Here is an 18,425-nt window from a genome sequence, read left to right as displayed (position 1 = left end):
CAGCCAGGTGGCCGGTCGCCCTCGCGACCGGCCACCGGCCTGCTCAGGACCCGCCGCCCCCGCCTCCGCCGTCGCCGCCACCCCCGCTGCCGTCGCCACCACCGGCGGCGATGACGACAACCATCGCGGCCTGCACGTCCTGGATCGTCCTGCGCACCGCGGCGGCCGCCCAGTCACCCTCGCTGATCTCCTTGAGCCGCGCCTTGAGCAGCTTGCGGTCCAGGTCGGGGAAGAGCTTGCGTTCCATCCCGGTGGCCGAGACCAGGGCACAGAGCGCACCGGTACGCGGCTCGACCGTCCCCTCGCGCTGGATGGCGGCCGCCATCCGCTGCCGGGCCTCGGCGCGCGGCACCGGCTCCGTCCCGTATGCCGACGGGAACCGGCTCCTCGGGAAGACGCCCAGCACCTTGCTCCGCTCCACCTGGAGCACCTCGGCCTCGACCAGCCGGTCCAGGGTCGCGGTGCGGATGCCCTTGGCGAACTTGCCCACCCAGTGTCCCGGCTTCCGCGGGCGGGGTTCGTCGCCGATCCTGGTCAGTGCCTCGTCCAGCACCGGATCACCGAGCGCCTGCGGGTCGAGCAGCACGACCTTTTCGTCCGCGATGTCGATCCGCTCGGTGAGCGCGAGCTCCATCAGAACCGCGCCACCCAGCGCGTTGTCGATCCGCGTCGTGTCGACGATCCGTGCCCCACGCTCGTCGTGCGCCAGGAGGGCGAACTCTTCCAGCAGGTTCATACCCTGACGGTAGAGCCACTCGTCATCGACACGGTTAGTGCCGACCGGCCCGGATCCGGCAGAATGATGGCCGAGGTGAAGCGATCATGGACGGCCTGTTCCTGACCGCGGTGCTCCCGCTGCTGGCTTTCGTGCTGCTCACGGGTGGCAACGCGTTCTTTGTGGCCGCCGAGTTCGGGCTGGTCACGGTCGACCGGGTGGAGATCGAGCAACGGGCGATCGGGGGTGACCGCCGCGCCCGGACGGTGCGTGACGCCCTGCAGGCCCTCTCGTTCCAGCTCTCGGGCGCGCAGCTGGGCATCACGGTCACCGCACTGCTCACCGGCTATCTGGCCGAGCCGGCGCTCTCCGAGCTGTTCACGCCGGTGGTCGAGCCGATCGCCGGACCGGCCACCGGGACCGTCACCCACGTGTGTGCGCTGGTCGTCGCCACCCTGCTGTCGATGCTCTTCGGCGAGCTGGTGCCGAAGAACGCCGCGCTGGCCCGGCCGATGCGAGTGGCGTTGCTCACCGCCGCGCCGCTGCGCGGGTTCTCCACCCTCTTCAAATGGCTGATCGCCGCGCTCAACGGGACCGCCAACTGGCTGGTCCGGCGCCTCGGCATCGAGCCGCAGGAGGAACTGGCCAGCGCCCGCTCGCCGGAGGAGCTGGGCCTTCTCGCGGCGATCAGCGCCCGGGCCGGCGCCCTGCCCACCGAGACCGCGACGCTGCTGCGCCGCACCATCCGCTTCGGCGAGAAACGGGCGGCCAAGGCGATGACCCCGCGCGTCGACGTGGTCGGCCTCAAAACCACCGCCAGCGTCGCGGACCTGATCACGGTGGCGCGGGAGACCGGGCACACCCGCTTCCCGGTGTACGAGAACACGCTCGACGTGGTGACCGGAGTGATCGGGGTGAACGAGGCGCTCGGGGTGCCGCCCGAGCGGCGGGCCGCGACCCGGGTCTCCACGCTCGCCCGCGAGCCGGTCTATGTGCCGGAGAGCCTCGGCCTCGACAAGGTGCTGGCCGCTCTGCGCGCCGCCGACGCCGACCTGGCCATCGTGGTCGACGAGTACGGCGGGACCGACGGTGTCGTGACGGTCGAGGACCTGATCGAGGAGCTGGTCGGTGAGATCGCCGACGAGCACGACACCGACCTGGACGAGACCGCCAGCCAGGAGCTGACCGCCCCCGGCGGCGAGAAGACCTTCCTGGTCGACGGCCTGCTGCGCGAGGACGAACTGCTCGAGCAGACCGCGTTCCAGCTGCCCGAGGGGCCGTACGAGACGCTGGCCGGCTTTCTGCTCGCCCGCCTCGGCCACATTCCAGTGGTCGGTGAGTCGCTCGAGGAGCACGGCTGGGAGTTCACCGTGATGGAGGTGGACCGGCACCGCATCGAGCAGGTCCGGGTGGTCGCTCCGCCGGAGACCGCCGATGACTGAGTTGCTGATGGTCGCGGTGCTGCTGGTCGGCAACGGGCTGTTCGTCGGCGGCGAGTTCGCCCTGATCGCGTCCCGGCGCACCGCCCTGGAGCCGCTCGCCGAGACCTCGCAGGCGGCCCGCTGGGCGCTCTCCGCGATGAGTCAGATCCCGCTGATGATCGCCGGCGCGCAGCTCGGCATCACGATCTGCACCCTGGTCCTCGGCGCGCTCGCCGAGCCCACCGTGGCGCACCTGCTGGAGGGCCCGTTCGCGGCCACCGGACTGCCGGAGAACGCGGTGCACCCGGTCGCGTTCGTGGTGGCGCTGGTGATCGTGACGTTCCTGCACACCGTGATCGGCGAGATGGTGCCGAAGAACATCACGCTGGCCGGCCCGGAGCGCTCGGCACTGTTCCTCGGCCCGTTCATGCTGGCGTTCTGCACCGCGACCAAGCCGCTGCTGACCGCCATGCGGTGGGCGTCCCGGCACATCCTCAAGCTGTGGAACATCGAGACCACCGACGCGGTGAAGACGGTGTTCACCGCCGAGGAGCTGGCCGGGATGGTCACGCAGGCGCGCAGCGAGGGACTGCTCGGCTCGGAGCAGTACGCCCGGATCCACGCCGCGCTCGGGCTCAACAACCGCACCGCCGCCGACACGCTGCTGCCCTGGTCCCGGGTGACGACGGTGGCCGCGGACGTCTCCCCGGCGACCCTGGAGGCGGTGGCCACCCGCAGCGGCCGCTCGCGCTTCCCGGTGGTCCAGCGGGACACCCGCCGGGTGCTGGGCTTCGTGCACATCAAGGACATCTTGGGGTACGCGGCGACGCAGCGCCGTCTGCCCATCCCGGCCGAGGTGATCCGGCCGCTCGCGGTGGTGGCCCCGGAGCGGAGCCTGGCCGACCTGCTGCTCACCATGCGCCGTGACCGGCTGCACATCGTGCTGGTCAGCGACGGGCGGCGGCCGCTCGGCGTGATCACTTTGGACGACGTGCTGCACGCCGTGGTCGGTGAACCCGCAGGGGCGGCGCAGGCGGTGACCCGGACGCGCTGATCCGTTCGGCTTCGGTGTTTCGGTCGAACACTTACGGGTGCATCCGGCAGGCCTCGGAGTTTCATTTGGGTCATCCCGTGGTAATCCGGACAATATCCCCATGCTTCCCACTCGGCGGCGCGCTGTCACCTTCGGCGCCCTGTCAGCAGCCCTCGCTCTGCTCCTGATCAGCCCGGCTCCCGCCGACGCGGTGCGCACCCCCTCCGCATCGAGCACCCCGCCGGCCGCGGGAGTGCTGAATCCGGTAGCCGCCTTCTCGGAGCCACCACCACCCGGCCGCATCCGGGTGGCAGTCGCACCGCTGACCGTCCGGTACACGTTCGACAACGGTGTGAGCCGCCCGATCGCGGACGTCACCGGGCGGCACCCGCTCCGGCCGCTGGGGCAGAACGGCGGGACGCTCCGGCTCGTACGACAGCGCGGCGGCCTCGCCGTCGCCTACCCGCACCGATGCACCCTGCCCCGCGAACGCGACTGCCCCCGCGCGATCCTCGAAGGCTTCCGCGACGACGACCTCAACCCCGGCCGCCGGCCGCTGCGGTACGGCGCCTCGATCCTGATGACCCACGGCGACCTCGCCGACGGCGCCAACGTGGTCCAGAAGGGATATTCGGTCGGCGGGGTGAGCCAGTTCAAGCTCCAGGTCGACCACCGGCTGGGCCATCCGAGCTGTGTCATCGCCGGGCAGCGGGCGCGCATCTACCGCGCCGAGCCGCTGATCGACGTCGCCGACGGCACCTGGCACGACCTCGAGTGCCGCCGCACGCCGAACCGTCTCACCATGGTCGTCGACGGGGTGCCGGGCGCCTCGGTGCCCGTCCCCCCGATGCTCTCGATCGCCAACGCCGAGCCGCTGCGGGTCGGCGGCAAGGGCCCCGGCGAACGAAACGACCAGTTCGCCGGCGCGATCGACGACGTCTTCATCAGCATCGGCGGGTGAAGCCGAGGCGAAGAGTCGCCGACCAGGCCGCCGGACCTCACGGCGAGCTCTCCCTCGTCATGACCGAGTTCGGTGACCGTGCTCCGGTCGTACCCCCGAAGAAGTTGGGGTGAAGCGACCGTCAGCCGACCTGCATCCGGGTGCAGAGGCCGCGCAGCGCCGTGCCCCCCGCCTGACGCCGGGAGCGGTCGAGCAGGACCCGGACCGTCTCCGCGATCTCGGCTGACGTGCGCACATGCTGCGGGGCGATGCGTTCCGCAGTGAGCAGGAAGCGGATCGCCTCCCGGTCCCGTCCGCCGATGCGGGTCAGGGCGCGGGCTGTGTCGGCGTAGTAGAAGACCTGCCGGACGCCGGCCGGGACAGCCGCCGGATCGGTGCGCCGGGCGATCTCCACGACGTGGAGGGGGTCACCGTCGTCGACCTCGATGCTCATCCGCCAGATGTCCACGTTGGTGGGGCCGAAGAACAGGCCCATCGTGTCCGTCTCCCCGGTGCTGCGGGCCAGCCCGGCGGCCTCGTCGAGCCAGGCCCGGCTGTCGTCGAGCCGCTGCCGGCTGCGGCTGGCCAGCGCGGCCACCAGATACAGCGAGCCGAGCACCTCCGGACCGCCGGGCCGGCCGAGGTGCCCGGTCAGGTCGTCCACGGCCCGCTCGGCGAGGGTCTGCCCCCGCTGGTACGAACCACAGGCGGTGGCCGCCCTGGACATCGCGTACGCCGCGTGCCCCCGCAGCACCGGGTCACCGGCCATCTCCGCCGCGTCCCGGCACCGCTGCGCGGCCAGCCAGGCGTCCGCCGGATGCCCGAGGTTGCGCAACACCGTGGAGGCGTTGGAAGTCGCGTCACAGAGCAGCCGCAGCGCCTCGTCATGATCCGGACCCGCCGTCTCGGTGTGCAGATCACGCAGCACCTCCGGCAGCACCCGGGCGGCGCCCGCATAATCACACGCCGCATAGAGCGTTTCGACCAGCGCAACGCTGTCCCGAAGGGCCGCCATCGACGGCGCCGGCCGATCCGACGGCTCGGTCAGATCGATGTCGACCAGCGCCTGGCGCAGCCCGAGCACACCGGCCCGGGCCGCCGCCGTCCCGCGATCGTGGGCGGGCACCTCGGTCCCCACCAGCTCACCCGGCCCGCACTCCAGCGCGCCCGCGATGTCGGCCAGCATGAACCGGTTGTCGGCCGCCTGCAGCCCCCGTTCGATCCGGCTCCAGGTGGCATGCGAGATCCCGGCCCTGCTGGCGGCGTAGCGGACACTCCACCCTCTGAGCAGCCGGCGGGCGCGGATTCGTTCCCCCACCGCCGGGTCGACGCTTCGTCGTGAGCTCATGGACCCGACCGTAGCGCCGCCACCACTGTCAGTGGTGCAACCTTGTACCAGCGCTTCAGTTGAATCCGTCCACGTTGCTCCGATGCCGCCAGAGCAACTGCCGCGCCTCCCTGGTGTCGAGCAGTTCGAGGCCGCGCTCGGCCTTCGCCCGCCAATCAGCCTGCTCGACGCCCCGGAACATCCGGCCACGCGTTTCCCTGACCCGCACAGTGACCCACCTCGCAATACTTGCCTCTGACACCAACGTGAGGTTCTAGCGTGGCGGCATGCAGATCAACGGCACGAAAGCCCTCGTAACAGGCGCCAACCGCGGGCTCGGCAAAGCCTTCGCCGAGGTCCTCCTCGCCCGCGGCGCCACCACCGTCTACGCCACCGCCCGCCGCCCCGAACGCATCAACATCCCCGGCGTCGTTCCCCTCCACCTGGACATCACCGACCAGGCTTCCATCGACGCCGCGGCGGCCGAGGTGGGCGACCTTGATCTCCTGGTCAACAACGCCGGCATCTCCACGGACGCGCCCCTGCTCGGGCCCTCCACGGACAACATCCGACGCGAGTTGGACACCAACTTCTGGGGTACCCTCAACGTCACCCGCGCCTTCGCCCCCAGACTTGCCGGCGGCGCCATTCTCAACGTGATCTCAGCGTTGAGCTGGTACGCCTTCGCGCCCGCCAGCAACGGCTACGCCGCCTCCAAAGCCGCGGAATGGTCTCTCACCAACGGCATCAGGCTCGAGCTGGCCGACCAGAAGACCCAGGTCACCGCCCTGGCCCTGGCCATCGCCGACACCGACATGATGGCCGCCTTCGACATCCCGAAGCTCCCACCGCACGAGGTGGTCGCCAAGGCCCTCGACGGCCTGGAAGCGGGCGAGCTCGAAGTGATCGCCGACAAGCCCACCGCCAACGTCAAGGCGTCGCTCTCCCGCGATCCCGCCCTCTTCTACGCCGACATCCCCGCCGCCCTCTTCGGCTGAGCCCACCTCCCGCGCAGACGGCCGAGCAGATCGCCGCGCCGTCGGGTCGCCGGCCCCCGACCGTGCCACTGTCGGCCTGCCTGGCAGCGGCGCTGGACGCAGATCTCGACATGGCGTTCCGCCCCCTCAACTCAGTGGCTGCTTGATCGAGGTCTGCGAAAGTCCAGGGGCCCCACCTCGCGCGGAAAGCGGCGGGACGTCGCGACTTCGCCGACCTCTCGAGCCGAGAATCAACCAGAGGTGCTTGATATCGGGGGATCGCGTCCGGCAGCGTACGTACTTCCGATCTCCGCAAGCTCGATCGTCAAGGAGGCGCTTGATGGGAGTTCATCACGCGGCCTGCAGGTTCAGTACCACCGTCATGACAACCGATGTCGCCGTGTTGCACATGCTTCGCGCGCTGTGCCAGCACTGCGAATCAGGCAAGTACAAGCAGATTGCCTGGGGCGGTACGGGAGAGGGCGACTGGCGAAAGAGCGGGCAGGAGGTGACCTTCCGGTTCACCCGACAAGCTGACCGGGATTTCTTCCTCAGCGAGGCACAACGGCTGTTGCCGAGGCACTGGCGTCTGGTCAAGACCAGCGATGTCGATCCGGCCACTCCTCGCCGATAGGGCATACAGCAGGAGGTGAGGTGCCGTTATGCCCCAGATAGACCACTCCTAACGTCACCCCAACCAATCGTCTTCAACTGGGCCACACTCCCGGTCGACGACGCCTGAGACTGACGAAGGAATCAGCTGAGCGCCGCAGCCCGGGAACCGGTGGGATCGGGAAGCGCCCCGGCGGGTCCTCCGCCGGAGGCGAACGACCGACGAACAGGCGTTCCCGGCGCGCGGGGACGAACCACCGCACCGTGGGGTCTGGGGGCTCGGCCCCCAGGCGGAGATGGCGAAGTCCCCACGTCCGCGCTCTTTGCGGACATGGGGACTTCGGGATGAGCGGGTGACGGGAATCGAACCCGCACTGTCAGCTTGGGAAGCTGATGTTCTGCCATTGAACTACACCCGCAAGCGGCCCCACTGTACCTGATTCCCCGGCCGCATGGCGGGACCGCCCCGCACCCCAAGCAACGACATCGTGCCGACCGACGGCCCGGCACGATGCCGCTACGTCTCCGCCCTCAGCTGGCGACCGCCAGCGCCGGCCTTAAGTTGCGCGGCGCCTGCCAAGTCTGCGCGTAGGCCGGCGTGAACGGACTCGCCGCCAGCGGAAGCGCCCCCGCCGGCCCGTGCCGGCGCAGCATCGCGGTCTCGACGGTCAGTTCGTAGAGCTGCCAGTCGACGTCGGGTGAGGCGTGCAGGGCGCCGGCCAGGCGGGTGACCGTGAGCGGGTCGCGGATCGGGACGGCGTGGCCGGTGATGCAGGCTTCGTCGTCGTTGTCCTCCGGCGGGTAGGCGTGCAACGCGTATCGCCCGTCGCGGTCGAGGTCGCGGCGTTTCGGGGAGTCGACGATGAAGCAGAAGAGGCTGTCGTCGGCGAAGACCGGGGAGACCGGGTGCACGCGGGGGCCGCCGTCGGCACGGATGGTCGCCAGGTAGCCCATGCCAGGACCGTACTGCTGGAGGAGCGCACGGATGCCGTCGGCGAGCAGCGGCTCGGCGGCAGCGAAATCGGACCAGGAAGCCATGTGGGCATTCTATCGAACATACGTTCGACACATCCACCGAACACGCCGATTCGGGCAGGTCGGTATGGTGTTCCGATGCTGCTCTCCGACCGTGACCTGGTCTCCGAGATCAAATCGGGGGACCTCTCGCTGGAGCCGTTCGAGCCGACGCTCATGCAGCCGTCCAGCATCGACGTGCGGCTGGACCGCTTCTTCCGGGTGTTCAACAACCACCTGTACACGCACATCGACCCGGCCGAGCAGCAGGATGAGCTGACCGCCGCGGTCGAGGTGGAGGACGGTCAGCCGTTCGTGTTGCATCCGGGCGAGTTCGTGCTCGCGTCGACGCTCGAAGTGATCACCCTTGGTCACGAGCTTGCCGCCCGCCTGGAGGGGAAGAGCAGTCTGGGCCGGCTCGGCCTGCTGACGCACTCCACCGCCGGCTTCATCGACCCGGGCTTCTCCGGCCACGTCACGCTGGAGCTCTCCAATGTGGCGAACCTGCCGATCAAGCTCTGGCCGGGGATGAAGATCGGCCAGCTGTGCATCTTCCGGCTGTCGAGCCCGGCCGAGCACCCGTACGGGTCTGCTGTCTACGGCTCGCGTTACCAGGGGCAGCGTGGGCCCACCGCCAGCCGCTCCTGGCAGAACTTCCGCACATGGGCGACCCGCTAGCGGCGGTGAACCGGTAACCCGCCCGCCGCCGCCAGCCCCAGCACCCGATCAATCTCGGTCGCGCTCAGGCCGGCGGTCGGCACCGGCAGGAACCGGGCACCGCCCAGCCGGAACAGCAGCTGCCCGGAGTGCTCCTCGACCGAGCGGAACGCGCGCCACGCGTACGAATGCCGGCTTTCCGTGCTGGAGCTGGCCAGACCCGCCGGGCTGATCTCGAACGTGGTCGTCCGGCCGGTCCGCAGCGTGCTGCGGGCCGTGTGGTTGATCAGCAGCATCGGCACCACCACGGCGAGCGCCACGCCCGCCAGCAATAGGGTGGCGCTGAACTCGCCGGTAGCCGCCATTGCCAGGATGGCCCAGCCGGTGAGCCGGGCGATCAGAACCGGTCGGCGCAGGCTGTGGCGGGTGGCGGCCGCGATCAGTGCCGGGTCGGGGGCCGCGGTGATCTGGATCTGCACCGCTGAAAGGTAGCTCCGATATCCGGCAAATCGTCATTACCCGGACGGTTCGACCGCGGTCGGCAACGATGAGGGCCCCATCACCCGATCGGTTCTACGATGGCGGCGTGTATCTCATGATTTCCACTTACCTGAAGCCGCTCGCCGAGGTCGACGAGGCGCGCGAGGATCATCTGGCCTTCGTCGCCGATCTGGAGCGGCGCGGCTTCTGCGTGACCGCGGGCCGCCAGGATCCCCCGAACGGCGGGGTTCTCCTGCTCGACGTGGACACCGAGGCCGAAGCGCAGGCGCTGATCGCCGAGGACCCTTACGTGCGGCGTGGCCTGGCCGCTTACACCCCGACCGGCTGGCACATCACCCGCGGCGCGCTCGCCGGTTACCAGCGGGTCCGTCCGGCCTGACGCACCTCGCAGCCCGTCACAATCAAGATCAAGGTCCGGCTTTCGTACGCGCGAACCACCCCGTCACAGGTCGGCGCCCGTGAGCAGCCCCTTGATGTTCAGTTCGGCGGACACCTCGGGCGGGCACTCGTCGACGATCACCGCCGCGCCCAGGTACCGGCTGCCGAACAGGTTCCGCAGACCCCGGGCCTGGGCGCCGGTCGCGGCCCAGTCGTCCACGACCAGCACCCGGTCGTCGTCCCCGACCAGCCGCTCGCGCACCCCGAGGTGCTGCACGTCGCCACGGTGATCCGCCGGCACCTCGGTCCAGATCATCGGCTCGGCGATCGGCCGGCGCGCCCCGGCCCGGTACGCCTCCACGAAACCCACGCCGAGCGCGCGGGCGACAAGCGGGCCGAGCAAAAATCCGGTCACTTCCGGTGCGACCACCACGGTGGGCCGGTCATCGCGGAAAAAGTCACTCAGCGCAGGGCCCAACCCGTCCAGGATCCTCGGCTCCCGCCACCAGCCGGAGCGGTCGCTGACCAGATATTCGCTGCTCGGGCCGGGGTTGGTCCACCGGAACTCGGAACGCAGAAGATCACGGAGATCGTTGGGCACGGGAACATCCTGTCACTGTGCCGCCGCCCTTCGTGGACCGACCGAACGAGCTGGGAATCAACCGGTGGACAGACTCGGCTCAGCCTAGGGGTCAAGTTGATGCCCGACATCTCGCCGATCGGGCATGCTGTTCGGCGGAACCATGGCTACCTTCACCCCGGGCCGCCGCCCGATGAGTCCAGGAAACCGCGCCGGACTCGGCGCGGCTGTCGTGCTGCTCGCTGTCTTGTCCGCCGTGGAACTCGCGAGCGGCCACCACGCCGCTTTCGTCGGGCTGCTGGCGACGGTGCCGTTCGTGGCCTCCGTCTTCGCGGTCTGGCAGCTGGTGCTGGGCGTCGGTGTGCTGACGACGGTGGTGGGGGCGGTCATCGTCGGCACCTCCGGCACGCCGGAGATGACCAGTCTGGTCAACGTGATGGGCATCGTGCTCGCCACCGGTGTGGCAGTTGCCGCGGCCACGATGCGGCAGCGGCAGGCCGACCGGATCGGCGAGCTGCTCCGCCTGGCCGCGGTCGCCCAGCAGGCGGTGCTGCGGCCGATCGGCCCGCAGGTGGGCGCGCTGGCGGTGGCCGGGCGGTACATTTCGGCGACCGCGGCGGCGGACATCGGCGGTGACCTCTACGAGGCGCTGAACACGCCGTACGGGGTGCGCATCATCATCGGTGACGTGCGCGGGAAGGGCCTGGACGCGGTCCGGCTCGCCAGCATCGTCCTGGGGTCGTACAGGCATGTGGCGTACGAGCGGGCCGACATCAAGTCGATTGTGGCGGACCTGGACCGGGCGGTGGCCCGCAGCGTCGGCGACGAGGATTTCGTGACCGCGGCCCTGGTCGAGGAGCGTGGCGGCACGCTGACCATCGTCAACTGTGGACATCCCGCTCCGCTGCTGTTGCGGCGGGGGCAGGTCATCCCGCTGGAGCCACCGGCCCCGGCCCCGCCGCTCGGCTTCATGCCCGAGGTCAAGGCCCGGGTGGAGCGCCTGGAGCCGGGGGACCGGCTGCTGCTGTTCACCGACGGCCTCGGTGAGGCGCGCCGGGAGGGCGAGTTCTTCCCCACCGCCGACCGCGCGTGGCGGCTGCTCGGCCACGGCACGGTCGGGGACGGGCTGGCCTCCCTGGAGACCGCGCTGCACGACTGGGTCTACGGCCGGCTCGAGGACGACATCGCCCTGGTGCTGCTGGAGTACGCCGGGCCGGATGGCAACGCTGCCGTTCCGGTGCCGAGCTGGGAGGTCGGGGCGGCCGGCAGTTAGGCCGCGGCGGTCTCGTCCGACTCGCTCGGAGCCGGGGAGACGGGCGCCGGAAGCGGCGGGGCCGGCTCGGGCTGACGGTGCCGGCCGACGTAATTGCGCGGCTGATCCGCCTGGCGCGGCTCGGGAATCAGGTTCTTGATCGTGGCGAACATGGCGTCCCCCTGATGCCTTCAACGAAACGTTCTTCGACGTCTATGGGGTGAAACGAACCACCCTGGCCCGCGATACGTCGATGGAGTGTCGAAATAGGCAAATGGCCGAACGGATGTCCCGGCGGCCACCTGATCGGAGTCGTTTGACCCACGAACCGACGGACAAGCGCCCCCTTGTCGGGTCGGTGATCCGGAAACCCCTCCCGGGTTGTCGGTACCTACCGATCAGTAATACAGTGGGGTTACTGACGGGTAACTCGCGTCCGGAGAGCGGGGCCAAGCACCATGACGCACTACAAGAGCAACCTTCGTGACCTCCAGTTCAACCTTTTCGAGGTCTTCGGAGCTGACAAGGCGTTCGGCCAGGCGCCGTTCGACGAGATCGACGCGGAGACTGCCCGCGACGTGCTCGCCGAGGTGAACCGGCTGGCCCGCGAGGATCTCGCGGCCAGCTACACCGACAGCGACCGCAACCCCCCGGTCTTCGACCCGGCGACGCACACCGCGCCGCTGCCGGAGTCCTTCAAGAAGTCCTACGAGACCTTCATGGCCTCCGAGTTCTGGCGGCTCGACCTGCCCAGCGAGCTGGGCGGCACGATGGCCCCGCGCACCCTGTGGTGGGCGATCGCCGAGCAGGTCCTCGGCGCCAACGCCCCGATCTGGATGTATTCCTCCGGGCCCTCCTTCGCCCACGTGGTGCACACCGAGGGCACCCCGGAGCAGAAGGAGTGGGCGAAGCTCTTCGTCGACAAGCAGTGGGGCTCGACGATGGTGCTCACCGAGCCGGACGCCGGCTCGGACGTGGGCGCCGGCCGCGCCCGCGCGATTCCGCAGCCGGACGGCTCGTGGCACATCGAGGGCGTCAAGCGCTTCATCACCTCGGGTGAGCACGACCTGAGCGACAACATCATCCACTACGTGCTGGCCCGGCCGGTCGGCGTCGAGGGCGTCGGCGGCCCGGGCACCAAGGGCCTGTCGCTGTTCATCGTGCCGAAGTACCACTTCGACGCGGAGACCGGCGAACTGGGCGAGCGCAACGGCGTCTACGCCACGAACGTCGAGCACAAGATGGGCCTCAAGGTCTCCAACACGTGCGAGATGACCTTCGGCGAGCACGGCACTCCGGCCAAGGGCTGGCTGCTGGGCGAGAAGCACGAGGGCATCCGGCAGATGTTCATGATCATTGAGTACGCCCGGATGATGGTCGGCACCAAGGCGATCGCCACCCTCTCCACCGGCTACCTCAACGCCCTGGAGTACGCGAAGAACCGCGTACAGGGCGCCGACCTGGTGCAGAACACCGACAAGGCCGCTCCGCGGGTGACCATCACCCACCACCCGGACGTACGCCGCTCGCTGCTGCTGCAGAAGGCGTACTCGGAGGCGCTGCGCGCACTGGTCATCTACACCGCCTCCTGGCAGGACAAGGTCGCCATCGCCACCGCCGCCGGTGACGAGAAGGCGGCGAAGGCCGCGAGCCGGATCAACGACCTGCTGCTGCCGCTGGTCAAGGGCGTCGGCTCGGAGCGGGCGTACGAGCTGCTCGGACACGAGTCGCTGCAGACCTTCGGCGGCTCGGGCTTCCTGCAGGACTACCCGCTGGAGCAGTACGTCCGGGACGCGAAGATCGACACTCTGTACGAGGGCACGACCGCGATCCAGAGCCTCGACCTGATCTTCCGGAAGATCGTCCGGGACAACGGCCGGGCGCTCGGCGCGGTGGCCGCCGAGATCCAGGGCTTCGTCGAGAGCGAGGCCGGCAACGGTCAGCTCAAGGAGGAGCGGCTGGCGCTCGGCAAGGCGCTCGGCGACATGCAGCAGATCCTCGGCACCACGCTCGGCCGGCTCCAGGCCGTGCAGGACGGCGAGCCCCGCGAGCTCTACAAGATCGGCCTGAGCTCGCGCCGGATCCTGCTGGCCCTCGGCGACGTCATCCTCGCGTGGCTGCTGCTGCGCCAGGCCGAGGTGGCGGTCAACGCCCTGAACGGCGAGGTGTCCGAGGTGGACAAGGCCTTCTACACCGGCAAGATCGCGGCGGCCTGCTTCTTCGCCCGCGAGATCCTGCCGCGCATCGGCTCCGACCGGCGCATCGTCGAGAACGCGACGCTGGACATCATGGATCTGCCCGAGGACGCGTTCTGATCCACAAGCTTTTCCCACTCTCCTGAAAAAGACGAGGGCCGGCGGACAACGGAGTCCGCCGGCCCTCGTCGTTTCCATCGCCGGGCCTGGTGTCGATCATGTCCGACCTAAAAGGAGGGTGTCTGCCTGTCGCACCCCTCCCCTAGCATGTTGGGCACATCAGTGATCTTCGCTACGGGGGGCGAATTTTGCGTACATTCTCTGTTGGTCTCGTCGCGGCCTTGGCGGCCGCGGGCCTGGCGTCACCGGCGGCCGCGGCCGCGGCGGCACCGGTCCAGATCGATGTCGGCCTGGCGCCCGGCGCCGATGCCGCGACGGTCGTCGCCGCGCTGGACCGGGCGGTGGTCGTCGACAGCGACCCGGTGCCGGGCCTGCCGGCCCTCACGATCGACGTGACCGCCACCGCGGCGGACGCGGCGATCGCCAGACTCAAGGGGACGGCCGGCGTCCGCTATGCGGAGCGGAGCGGCGAGGTGTTCGTCAACAGTGGCGGCGACGTCACCGCCGCCGACGAGCCCGTGAGCGAATATCTTGACCTCGACCCGGCCTGGACCTGGACGACCGGCAGTCCCGACCTCACTGTCGCGGTGGTCGACACCGGCGTCACCACCAATGCGGACCTGCCGTCGGGCCGCCTGACCGCGGGCTACGACTTCGTGGACGACGACGCCGACGCCTCCGACGGTGGTGACCACGGGACGCGTGTCGCCGGTGTGCTCGCGGGCGATCGGGACAACGGCGTCGGTGCTGCCGGGGTGTGCCCGGTGTGCCGCATCATGCCGGTGCGGGTGCTGCGCGAGACCCCGCCCGCCGGACAACCGGCCGGCACGACGGCCGACCTGGCCGCCGGCATCGTCTGGGCCGCCGACCACGGCGCCCGGATCATCAACGTCTCGGCCAGCACCTATCAGGCGAGCCGTCTGCTCGAAGAGGCGGTGCGGCACGCGGACACGAAAGGTTCGCTGGTCGTCGCGTCGTCCGGGCTGATCGTCACCAACCCGCGGCACAAGCCCACCTCGTTCTACCAGGTTTACCCGGCTGCTTTCGAGACGGTCCTGGCCGTCGATGCGACCGAGGGTTATGCGAAGAACGCCGAGGACAAGCGCTGGGTCGACGTGGAGGCGGATCCGTCGGCATACGCGCTCGGCCCGGACGGCACGAGGCGCTGGACCTACGGCACCTCGGTGTCGGCCGCCCTGGCCTCCGGGACTGCCGCGCTGGCCTTCGCCATGCGGCCCGACGCCACTCCGGCCCAGGTGCACAAGACGATGACGAGCACCGGCTATTACTCCGCCGACTACGAATGGAAGTCGCTGCGCGCACCCAAGATCAGCGCTGCCCGGGTCGTCGCGGCGCTCGGTGGCAAGGACGCGGTGCCGCCTGTGCTCAGCGCGACCGGGCTGACCGACGGCCAGCTGGTGCCGGCCCTGGGTGTCGCCATCGCGCCGGCCGTCACCGATGACCGCGGCATCGATCGGTACGAGGTGGTCATCGCCGGGCAGGCTCTCCCGGACAAGAAGGTGTTGCCGAGCAGGACCACGATGTGGCTCGTGCCCCCGGCCGGCGTCAACGGGCGGGTGCCGGTGACGATCCGCGCCTACGACTTCGGCGGCGGCGTCGACGAGGCGACCACCGAGATCGTGGCGGACACGAAGCATCCCACCGGGACGATCGTGTCGCCGGTCGCGGGTGAGATCGTGCACGGAGAGCGGGTCGAGGTGACCGTGTCGTCGCCGGACCCCGACGTGGTCAAGGTCAACGAGTACATCTACCCCGAGGATCCGTCGTTCACCAGGGTGCCGGGGACCGACCTGTGGAAGGGCAGCGTCACGCTGAACCGAGCGGGCTCGATGACCATCGAGCTGGCCGACGAGGCGGGCAACGAGACCCATCTGCGGCACGAGGTCCGCAACGACTACGAGCCGCCGGCCGGCGGCACGATCAGCCCGGCGGCCGGGGCGCGGGTGCGTGGCACGTTCACCAGCACCCTGACCGGGGTCACCGACCTGGGCGGAGTCGCCAAGGCCGAGCTGTGGGCCAACGACAAGTACGTCGGCGCCGACACCACCGCTCCCTACGCGTTCAGCGTCGCGAGCGGCCTCTCCACCGGGAACGTGCGCCTGTCCTGGAAGGTCACCGACAGGTTCGGGCAGGCAAGCACGCTGCCCGACAGGACGGTGGTGGTGGACGAGCAGGCACCTGCCGGTGGCACGATCAGCCCGGCCTACGCGACCCGGGTCCGGGGCTCCTTCACCAGCACGTTGTCCGGGGTCAGCGACCCGAGCGGCATCGCCAGGGCCGAGCTGTGGGCGAACGGGAAGTTCGTCGGCGCCGACACCACCGCGCCTTACGCGCTGTCAATCCGGACCGGGACGGCCAACGGCAACGTGCTGCTGACCTGGAAGGTCACCGACCGGCTCGGCTCCGCCCGGACCCTGCCGTCGCGGCTGGTCATCGCCGACAACAAGGCGCCCAGCCTGGCGATCACCACGGCGCCGAAGAACAAGGCGAAGGTCAAGGGCACGGTCAAGGTCGCGGTGAGGGCGTCGGACGCGAGCGGGATCGTGCGGGTCCAGCTGATCGTGAACGGCAAGGTCGTCGCCACCGACACCAAGGCCGGTTACCTGCTCAGCGTGAACACCAGGAAACAGAAGAAGACGATGAAGATCCAGATCCGGGCGTACGACAAGGTGGGCAACGTGGCGCACACCAGCACTCGCACCTGGTACCGGAAGTAGGAGCGTTCAGCCGCGGGCGGTGTGCTGCCTGATCAGTCGCATCGCCCCCGGCTGGGCCTCGGACCACGGCTTCTCGCTGACGTGCACGGCGAGGCCGGTGGTCTTCAGCTCGACGGTGACTCCGGTGAACTGATCGTCCGGGATCAACAAGGCGGACACTTCGGACACAGTCGGGTTGTGGCCGACGACCAGGATCGTCCGGACCGTCTCCGGCGCCGCCCGCACCAGGTCGAAAACCTCGGTCCGCCCACCGAAGTAAAGCCCGTCCTCGTAATGCACCTCGGCCGCCGACCGTGACGACTCGCCCTGGGCCAGAGCCATCGCCACGGCCTGCCAGGTCTGCCGGGTGCGCCTCGCCGACGAGCAGATCACCAGGTCGGGGCTGAGCTTCTCGTTGACGAGCCAGGCGCCGGCAGCGTCGGCATCGGAGTGACCCCGGTCGGTGAGCGCACGGTCGTAATCGACCATGTCGCCGGGGGTCTCCGCCTTGGCGTGGCGCAGCAGGATGAGCGTCCGCGTGGTCATGGCACCAGCTTGCCTGATTGGAATCCGGCACGTACGGGTAAACGGTCGATCGACGCATTCACCACGGTCGAGCGGGGTCGCCCGGCCGAGCGGACACCATTCGAGGAGGGTCCGATGGGCATCGGCGCAAGCATCTTCCTGCTCGCTCTAGGGGCGATCCTGGCGTTCGCCGTGGAGGCGGACATCAGTGGTCTCGACATCGGCGTGATCGGCTGGATCCTGATGATCGCCGGTCTCGCCGGGCTGGTCATCACGCTCTGGTTCTGGAACAGCCGCCGTCGCACGGTGGTCACCCGGCAGACCGGAGCGCCGGTTGCCGGTCCTGGCTACACGTCCGAGTACCGCGAGGTCCGTCGCGACGACGTTCCGCCGCCGCCTCCCCCGGCGTACCAATGATCAACGGGTTCGCCGCGGCAGCCTGAACTCCGTCGTTGCCGCGACGCCACCCCTGACCGCACGAACGAAAGCCCGGGCTCACGTAGCCCGGGCTTTTCGCTGCCCACTCCCGACCGTGGTGACTTGGGCCCCGCCCCGAACCGCAAGTCCCCACGCGCGGCCGGTGCCGGTTGAGTGTGTGAAGTTGGGGTGCGCTCCGAACCGCAAGTCCCCACACGCGGCCGGTGCCGGTTGAGTGTGTGAAGTTGGGGTGCGGAGCGAACCGCAAGTCCCCACGCAAGTGGGTGGGTGTGTGGTGGCTGGGCGGGTGGGGTTACGCGTACAGAGCGAAGTAGACAGCGATGTGGTGGCACATCGCGGCAACCAGCGTGCAGGCGTGGAAGAACTCGTGGTGCCCGAAAACGGTCGGCCACGGGTTGGGCCGGCGCAACGCGTAGAAGACCGCGCCGACCGTGTAGATCAGGCCGCCGGCGATCAGCAGCACCAGGCAGGTGACGCCGCCGTGCAGCACGTCCGGCAGGATCGCGACGGCGGCCCAGCCGAGCGCCACATAGAGCGGCGCACCCACCCAACGGGGCAGATGCGGCCAGATCATCTTGAGCGCGACGCCGCCGAGCGCGCCGCCCCAGACCAGGCTGAGCATCACCGTGGCCTTTCCGGGGTCCAGCAGCAGCACGCAGAACGGCGTGTAGGTGCCGGCGATGAAAATGAAGATCATCGAATGGTCCATCCGGCGCATGATCTGGTAGCCGCGTTCGCTCCAGACCCGCCGGTGGTAGAGGGCGCTCGTGCCGAACAACCCGCAGACCGTGACGCTGTAGATCAGGCAGCTCACGAACGGCGCGATGCCGGGCCGGCTGAACGCTATCGAACACAGCACGACGCCGCAGACGAGTGCGACGAAGAACGCGTACTGATGCAACCGGCCGCGCAGCCGCGGCTTACCGAGGTCGGCCGGCGTCATTCGAAACGGGGCTGAGGTCGTCACGACCCCTAGGTTACGGCACCGTAGGTTACCGGCAAGTAGTGATGCTGGATACGGCA

The 18,425-nt window shown here is 69.6% G+C and carries 20 protein-coding genes and 1 tRNA gene; 11 read left to right on the top strand and 10 right to left on the bottom strand.

What is annotated here, in order from left to right:
* Positions 1-43 precede the first annotated feature (43 nt).
* Positions 44-736: a GOLPH3/VPS74 family protein gene (locus AC0NH5_RS28875; RefSeq protein ID WP_474409773.1), complete on the bottom strand. Its 693-nt coding sequence runs from the start codon at positions 734-736 to the stop codon at positions 44-46.
* An 86-nt stretch (positions 737-822) separates the two neighbouring features.
* On the opposite strand from AC0NH5_RS28875, the gene AC0NH5_RS28870 reads away from it, so the two are divergent.
* The 3 genes from AC0NH5_RS28870 to AC0NH5_RS28860 all read left to right on the top strand — a co-directional run bounded on the left by AC0NH5_RS28870 (position 823) and on the right by AC0NH5_RS28860 (position 4,130).
* Entirely contained in the window at positions 823-2,157 is a 1,335-nt protein-coding gene (locus AC0NH5_RS28870) for a hemolysin family protein (protein WP_474409771.1), read from the top strand.
* Positions 2,150-3,190, top strand: a complete 1,041-nt coding sequence (locus AC0NH5_RS28865; protein ID WP_474409769.1) for a hemolysin family protein — start codon at positions 2,150-2,152, stop codon at positions 3,188-3,190. Before AC0NH5_RS28870 ends, AC0NH5_RS28865 begins: the two co-directional genes overlap by 8 nt.
* Before the next feature lie 100 nt (positions 3,191-3,290).
* On the top strand, positions 3,291-4,130 hold the full coding sequence (locus AC0NH5_RS28860; RefSeq protein WP_474409768.1) for a LamG-like jellyroll fold domain-containing protein: 840 nt from the start codon (positions 3,291-3,293) through the stop codon (positions 4,128-4,130).
* A 121-nt stretch (positions 4,131-4,251) separates the two neighbouring features.
* On the opposite strand, the gene AC0NH5_RS28855 is transcribed toward AC0NH5_RS28860, so the two are convergent.
* Complete coding sequence (locus tag AC0NH5_RS28855) at positions 4,252-5,457, bottom strand: helix-turn-helix domain-containing protein (protein ID WP_474409766.1); 1,206 nt, start codon at positions 5,455-5,457, stop codon at positions 4,252-4,254.
* Positions 5,458-5,512: 55 nt separating this feature from the next.
* A complete protein-coding gene (locus AC0NH5_RS28850; protein WP_474409764.1) occupies positions 5,513-5,665 on the bottom strand; it encodes a hypothetical protein in 153 nt (50 codons plus the stop codon).
* A gap of 58 nt (positions 5,666-5,723) precedes the next feature.
* On the opposite strand from AC0NH5_RS28850, the gene AC0NH5_RS28845 reads away from it, so the two are divergent.
* On the top strand, positions 5,724-6,434 hold the full coding sequence (locus AC0NH5_RS28845; RefSeq protein ID WP_474409762.1) for an SDR family oxidoreductase: 711 nt from the start codon (positions 5,724-5,726) through the stop codon (positions 6,432-6,434).
* Positions 6,435-6,753: 319 nt separating this feature from the next.
* Positions 6,754-7,047, top strand: coding sequence for a hypothetical protein (locus AC0NH5_RS28840; protein WP_474409760.1), 294 nt, complete (start codon positions 6,754-6,756; stop codon positions 7,045-7,047).
* Between the two features lie 326 nt (positions 7,048-7,373).
* Here the strand turns inward: AC0NH5_RS28840 and AC0NH5_RS28835 are convergent.
* Together AC0NH5_RS28835 and AC0NH5_RS28830 are read right to left on the bottom strand one after the other, a co-directional pair.
* A tRNA-Gly gene (locus tag AC0NH5_RS28835) sits at positions 7,374-7,444 on the bottom strand.
* Positions 7,445-7,556: 112 nt separating this feature from the next.
* Positions 7,557-8,063, bottom strand: coding sequence for a pyridoxamine 5'-phosphate oxidase family protein (locus AC0NH5_RS28830; protein WP_474409758.1), 507 nt, complete (start codon positions 8,061-8,063; stop codon positions 7,557-7,559).
* Between the two features lie 75 nt (positions 8,064-8,138).
* Between AC0NH5_RS28830 and dcd the strand changes: the two genes are divergently transcribed.
* The gene (dcd, locus tag AC0NH5_RS28825; RefSeq protein WP_474409756.1) at positions 8,139-8,717 is read left to right on the top strand and encodes a dCTP deaminase; all 579 of its coding nucleotides are present in this window, start codon (positions 8,139-8,141) and stop codon (positions 8,715-8,717) included.
* On the opposite strand, the gene AC0NH5_RS28820 is transcribed toward dcd, so the two are convergent.
* Positions 8,714-9,175, bottom strand: coding sequence for a YcxB family protein (locus AC0NH5_RS28820; RefSeq protein WP_474409754.1), 462 nt, complete (start codon positions 9,173-9,175; stop codon positions 8,714-8,716). The two genes, dcd and AC0NH5_RS28820, sit on opposite strands and share 4 nt — an antisense overlap.
* A 116-nt stretch (positions 9,176-9,291) precedes the next feature.
* Here AC0NH5_RS28820 and AC0NH5_RS28815 point away from each other — a divergent pair, with 116 nt between their 5' ends.
* Positions 9,292-9,576 (top strand): YciI family protein, encoded by a 285-nt coding sequence (locus AC0NH5_RS28815; protein WP_474409912.1) that lies wholly within the window; start codon positions 9,292-9,294, stop codon positions 9,574-9,576.
* 63 nt (positions 9,577-9,639) lie between these two features.
* Here the strand turns inward: AC0NH5_RS28815 and AC0NH5_RS28810 are convergent, their stop codons facing one another.
* Entirely contained in the window at positions 9,640-10,176 is a 537-nt protein-coding gene (locus AC0NH5_RS28810; protein ID WP_474409752.1) for a phosphoribosyltransferase, read from the bottom strand.
* Positions 10,177-10,300: 124 nt separating this feature from the next.
* Between AC0NH5_RS28810 and AC0NH5_RS28805 the strand changes: the two genes are divergently transcribed.
* Positions 10,301-11,428: a PP2C family protein-serine/threonine phosphatase gene (locus AC0NH5_RS28805; protein ID WP_474409750.1), complete on the top strand. Its 1,128-nt coding sequence runs from the start codon at positions 10,301-10,303 to the stop codon at positions 11,426-11,428.
* Here the strand turns inward: AC0NH5_RS28805 and AC0NH5_RS28800 are convergent.
* A complete protein-coding gene (locus AC0NH5_RS28800) occupies positions 11,425-11,580 on the bottom strand; it encodes a hypothetical protein (RefSeq protein WP_474409748.1) in 156 nt (51 codons plus the stop codon). The genes AC0NH5_RS28805 and AC0NH5_RS28800 overlap by 4 nt on opposite strands.
* Before the next feature lie 285 nt (positions 11,581-11,865).
* Between AC0NH5_RS28800 and AC0NH5_RS28795 the strand changes: the two genes are divergently transcribed.
* Both AC0NH5_RS28795 and AC0NH5_RS28790 read left to right on the top strand, forming a co-directional pair.
* Positions 11,866-13,722, top strand: a complete 1,857-nt coding sequence (locus tag AC0NH5_RS28795) for an acyl-CoA dehydrogenase (protein ID WP_474409746.1) — start codon at positions 11,866-11,868, stop codon at positions 13,720-13,722.
* A gap of 221 nt (positions 13,723-13,943) precedes the next feature.
* Positions 13,944-16,460 carry an Ig-like domain-containing protein gene (locus AC0NH5_RS28790; RefSeq protein ID WP_474409744.1) on the top strand — a complete coding sequence of 839 codons (2,517 nt, stop codon included), beginning with the start codon at positions 13,944-13,946 and terminating at the stop codon, positions 16,458-16,460.
* 6 nt (positions 16,461-16,466) lie between these two features.
* Here the strand turns inward: AC0NH5_RS28790 and AC0NH5_RS28785 are convergent, their stop codons facing one another.
* Positions 16,467-16,985 (bottom strand): SixA phosphatase family protein, encoded by a 519-nt coding sequence (locus tag AC0NH5_RS28785; RefSeq protein WP_474409743.1) that lies wholly within the window; start codon positions 16,983-16,985, stop codon positions 16,467-16,469.
* 114 nt (positions 16,986-17,099) lie between these two features.
* Between AC0NH5_RS28785 and AC0NH5_RS28780 the strand changes: the two genes are divergently transcribed.
* Positions 17,100-17,381 carry a DUF6458 family protein gene (locus AC0NH5_RS28780; protein ID WP_474409741.1) on the top strand — a complete coding sequence of 94 codons (282 nt, stop codon included), beginning with the start codon at positions 17,100-17,102 and terminating at the stop codon, positions 17,379-17,381.
* A gap of 313 nt (positions 17,382-17,694) precedes the next feature.
* On the opposite strand, the gene trhA is transcribed toward AC0NH5_RS28780, so the two are convergent.
* The gene (trhA, locus tag AC0NH5_RS28775) at positions 17,695-18,369 is read right to left on the bottom strand and encodes a PAQR family membrane homeostasis protein TrhA (RefSeq protein WP_474409740.1); all 675 of its coding nucleotides are present in this window, start codon (positions 18,367-18,369) and stop codon (positions 17,695-17,697) included.
* Positions 18,370-18,425 lie beyond the last annotated feature (56 nt).

It is taken from the genome of Actinoplanes sp. 13 (assembly GCF_056134165.1).
This window is presented reverse-complemented; position numbering and strand designations above follow the sequence as displayed.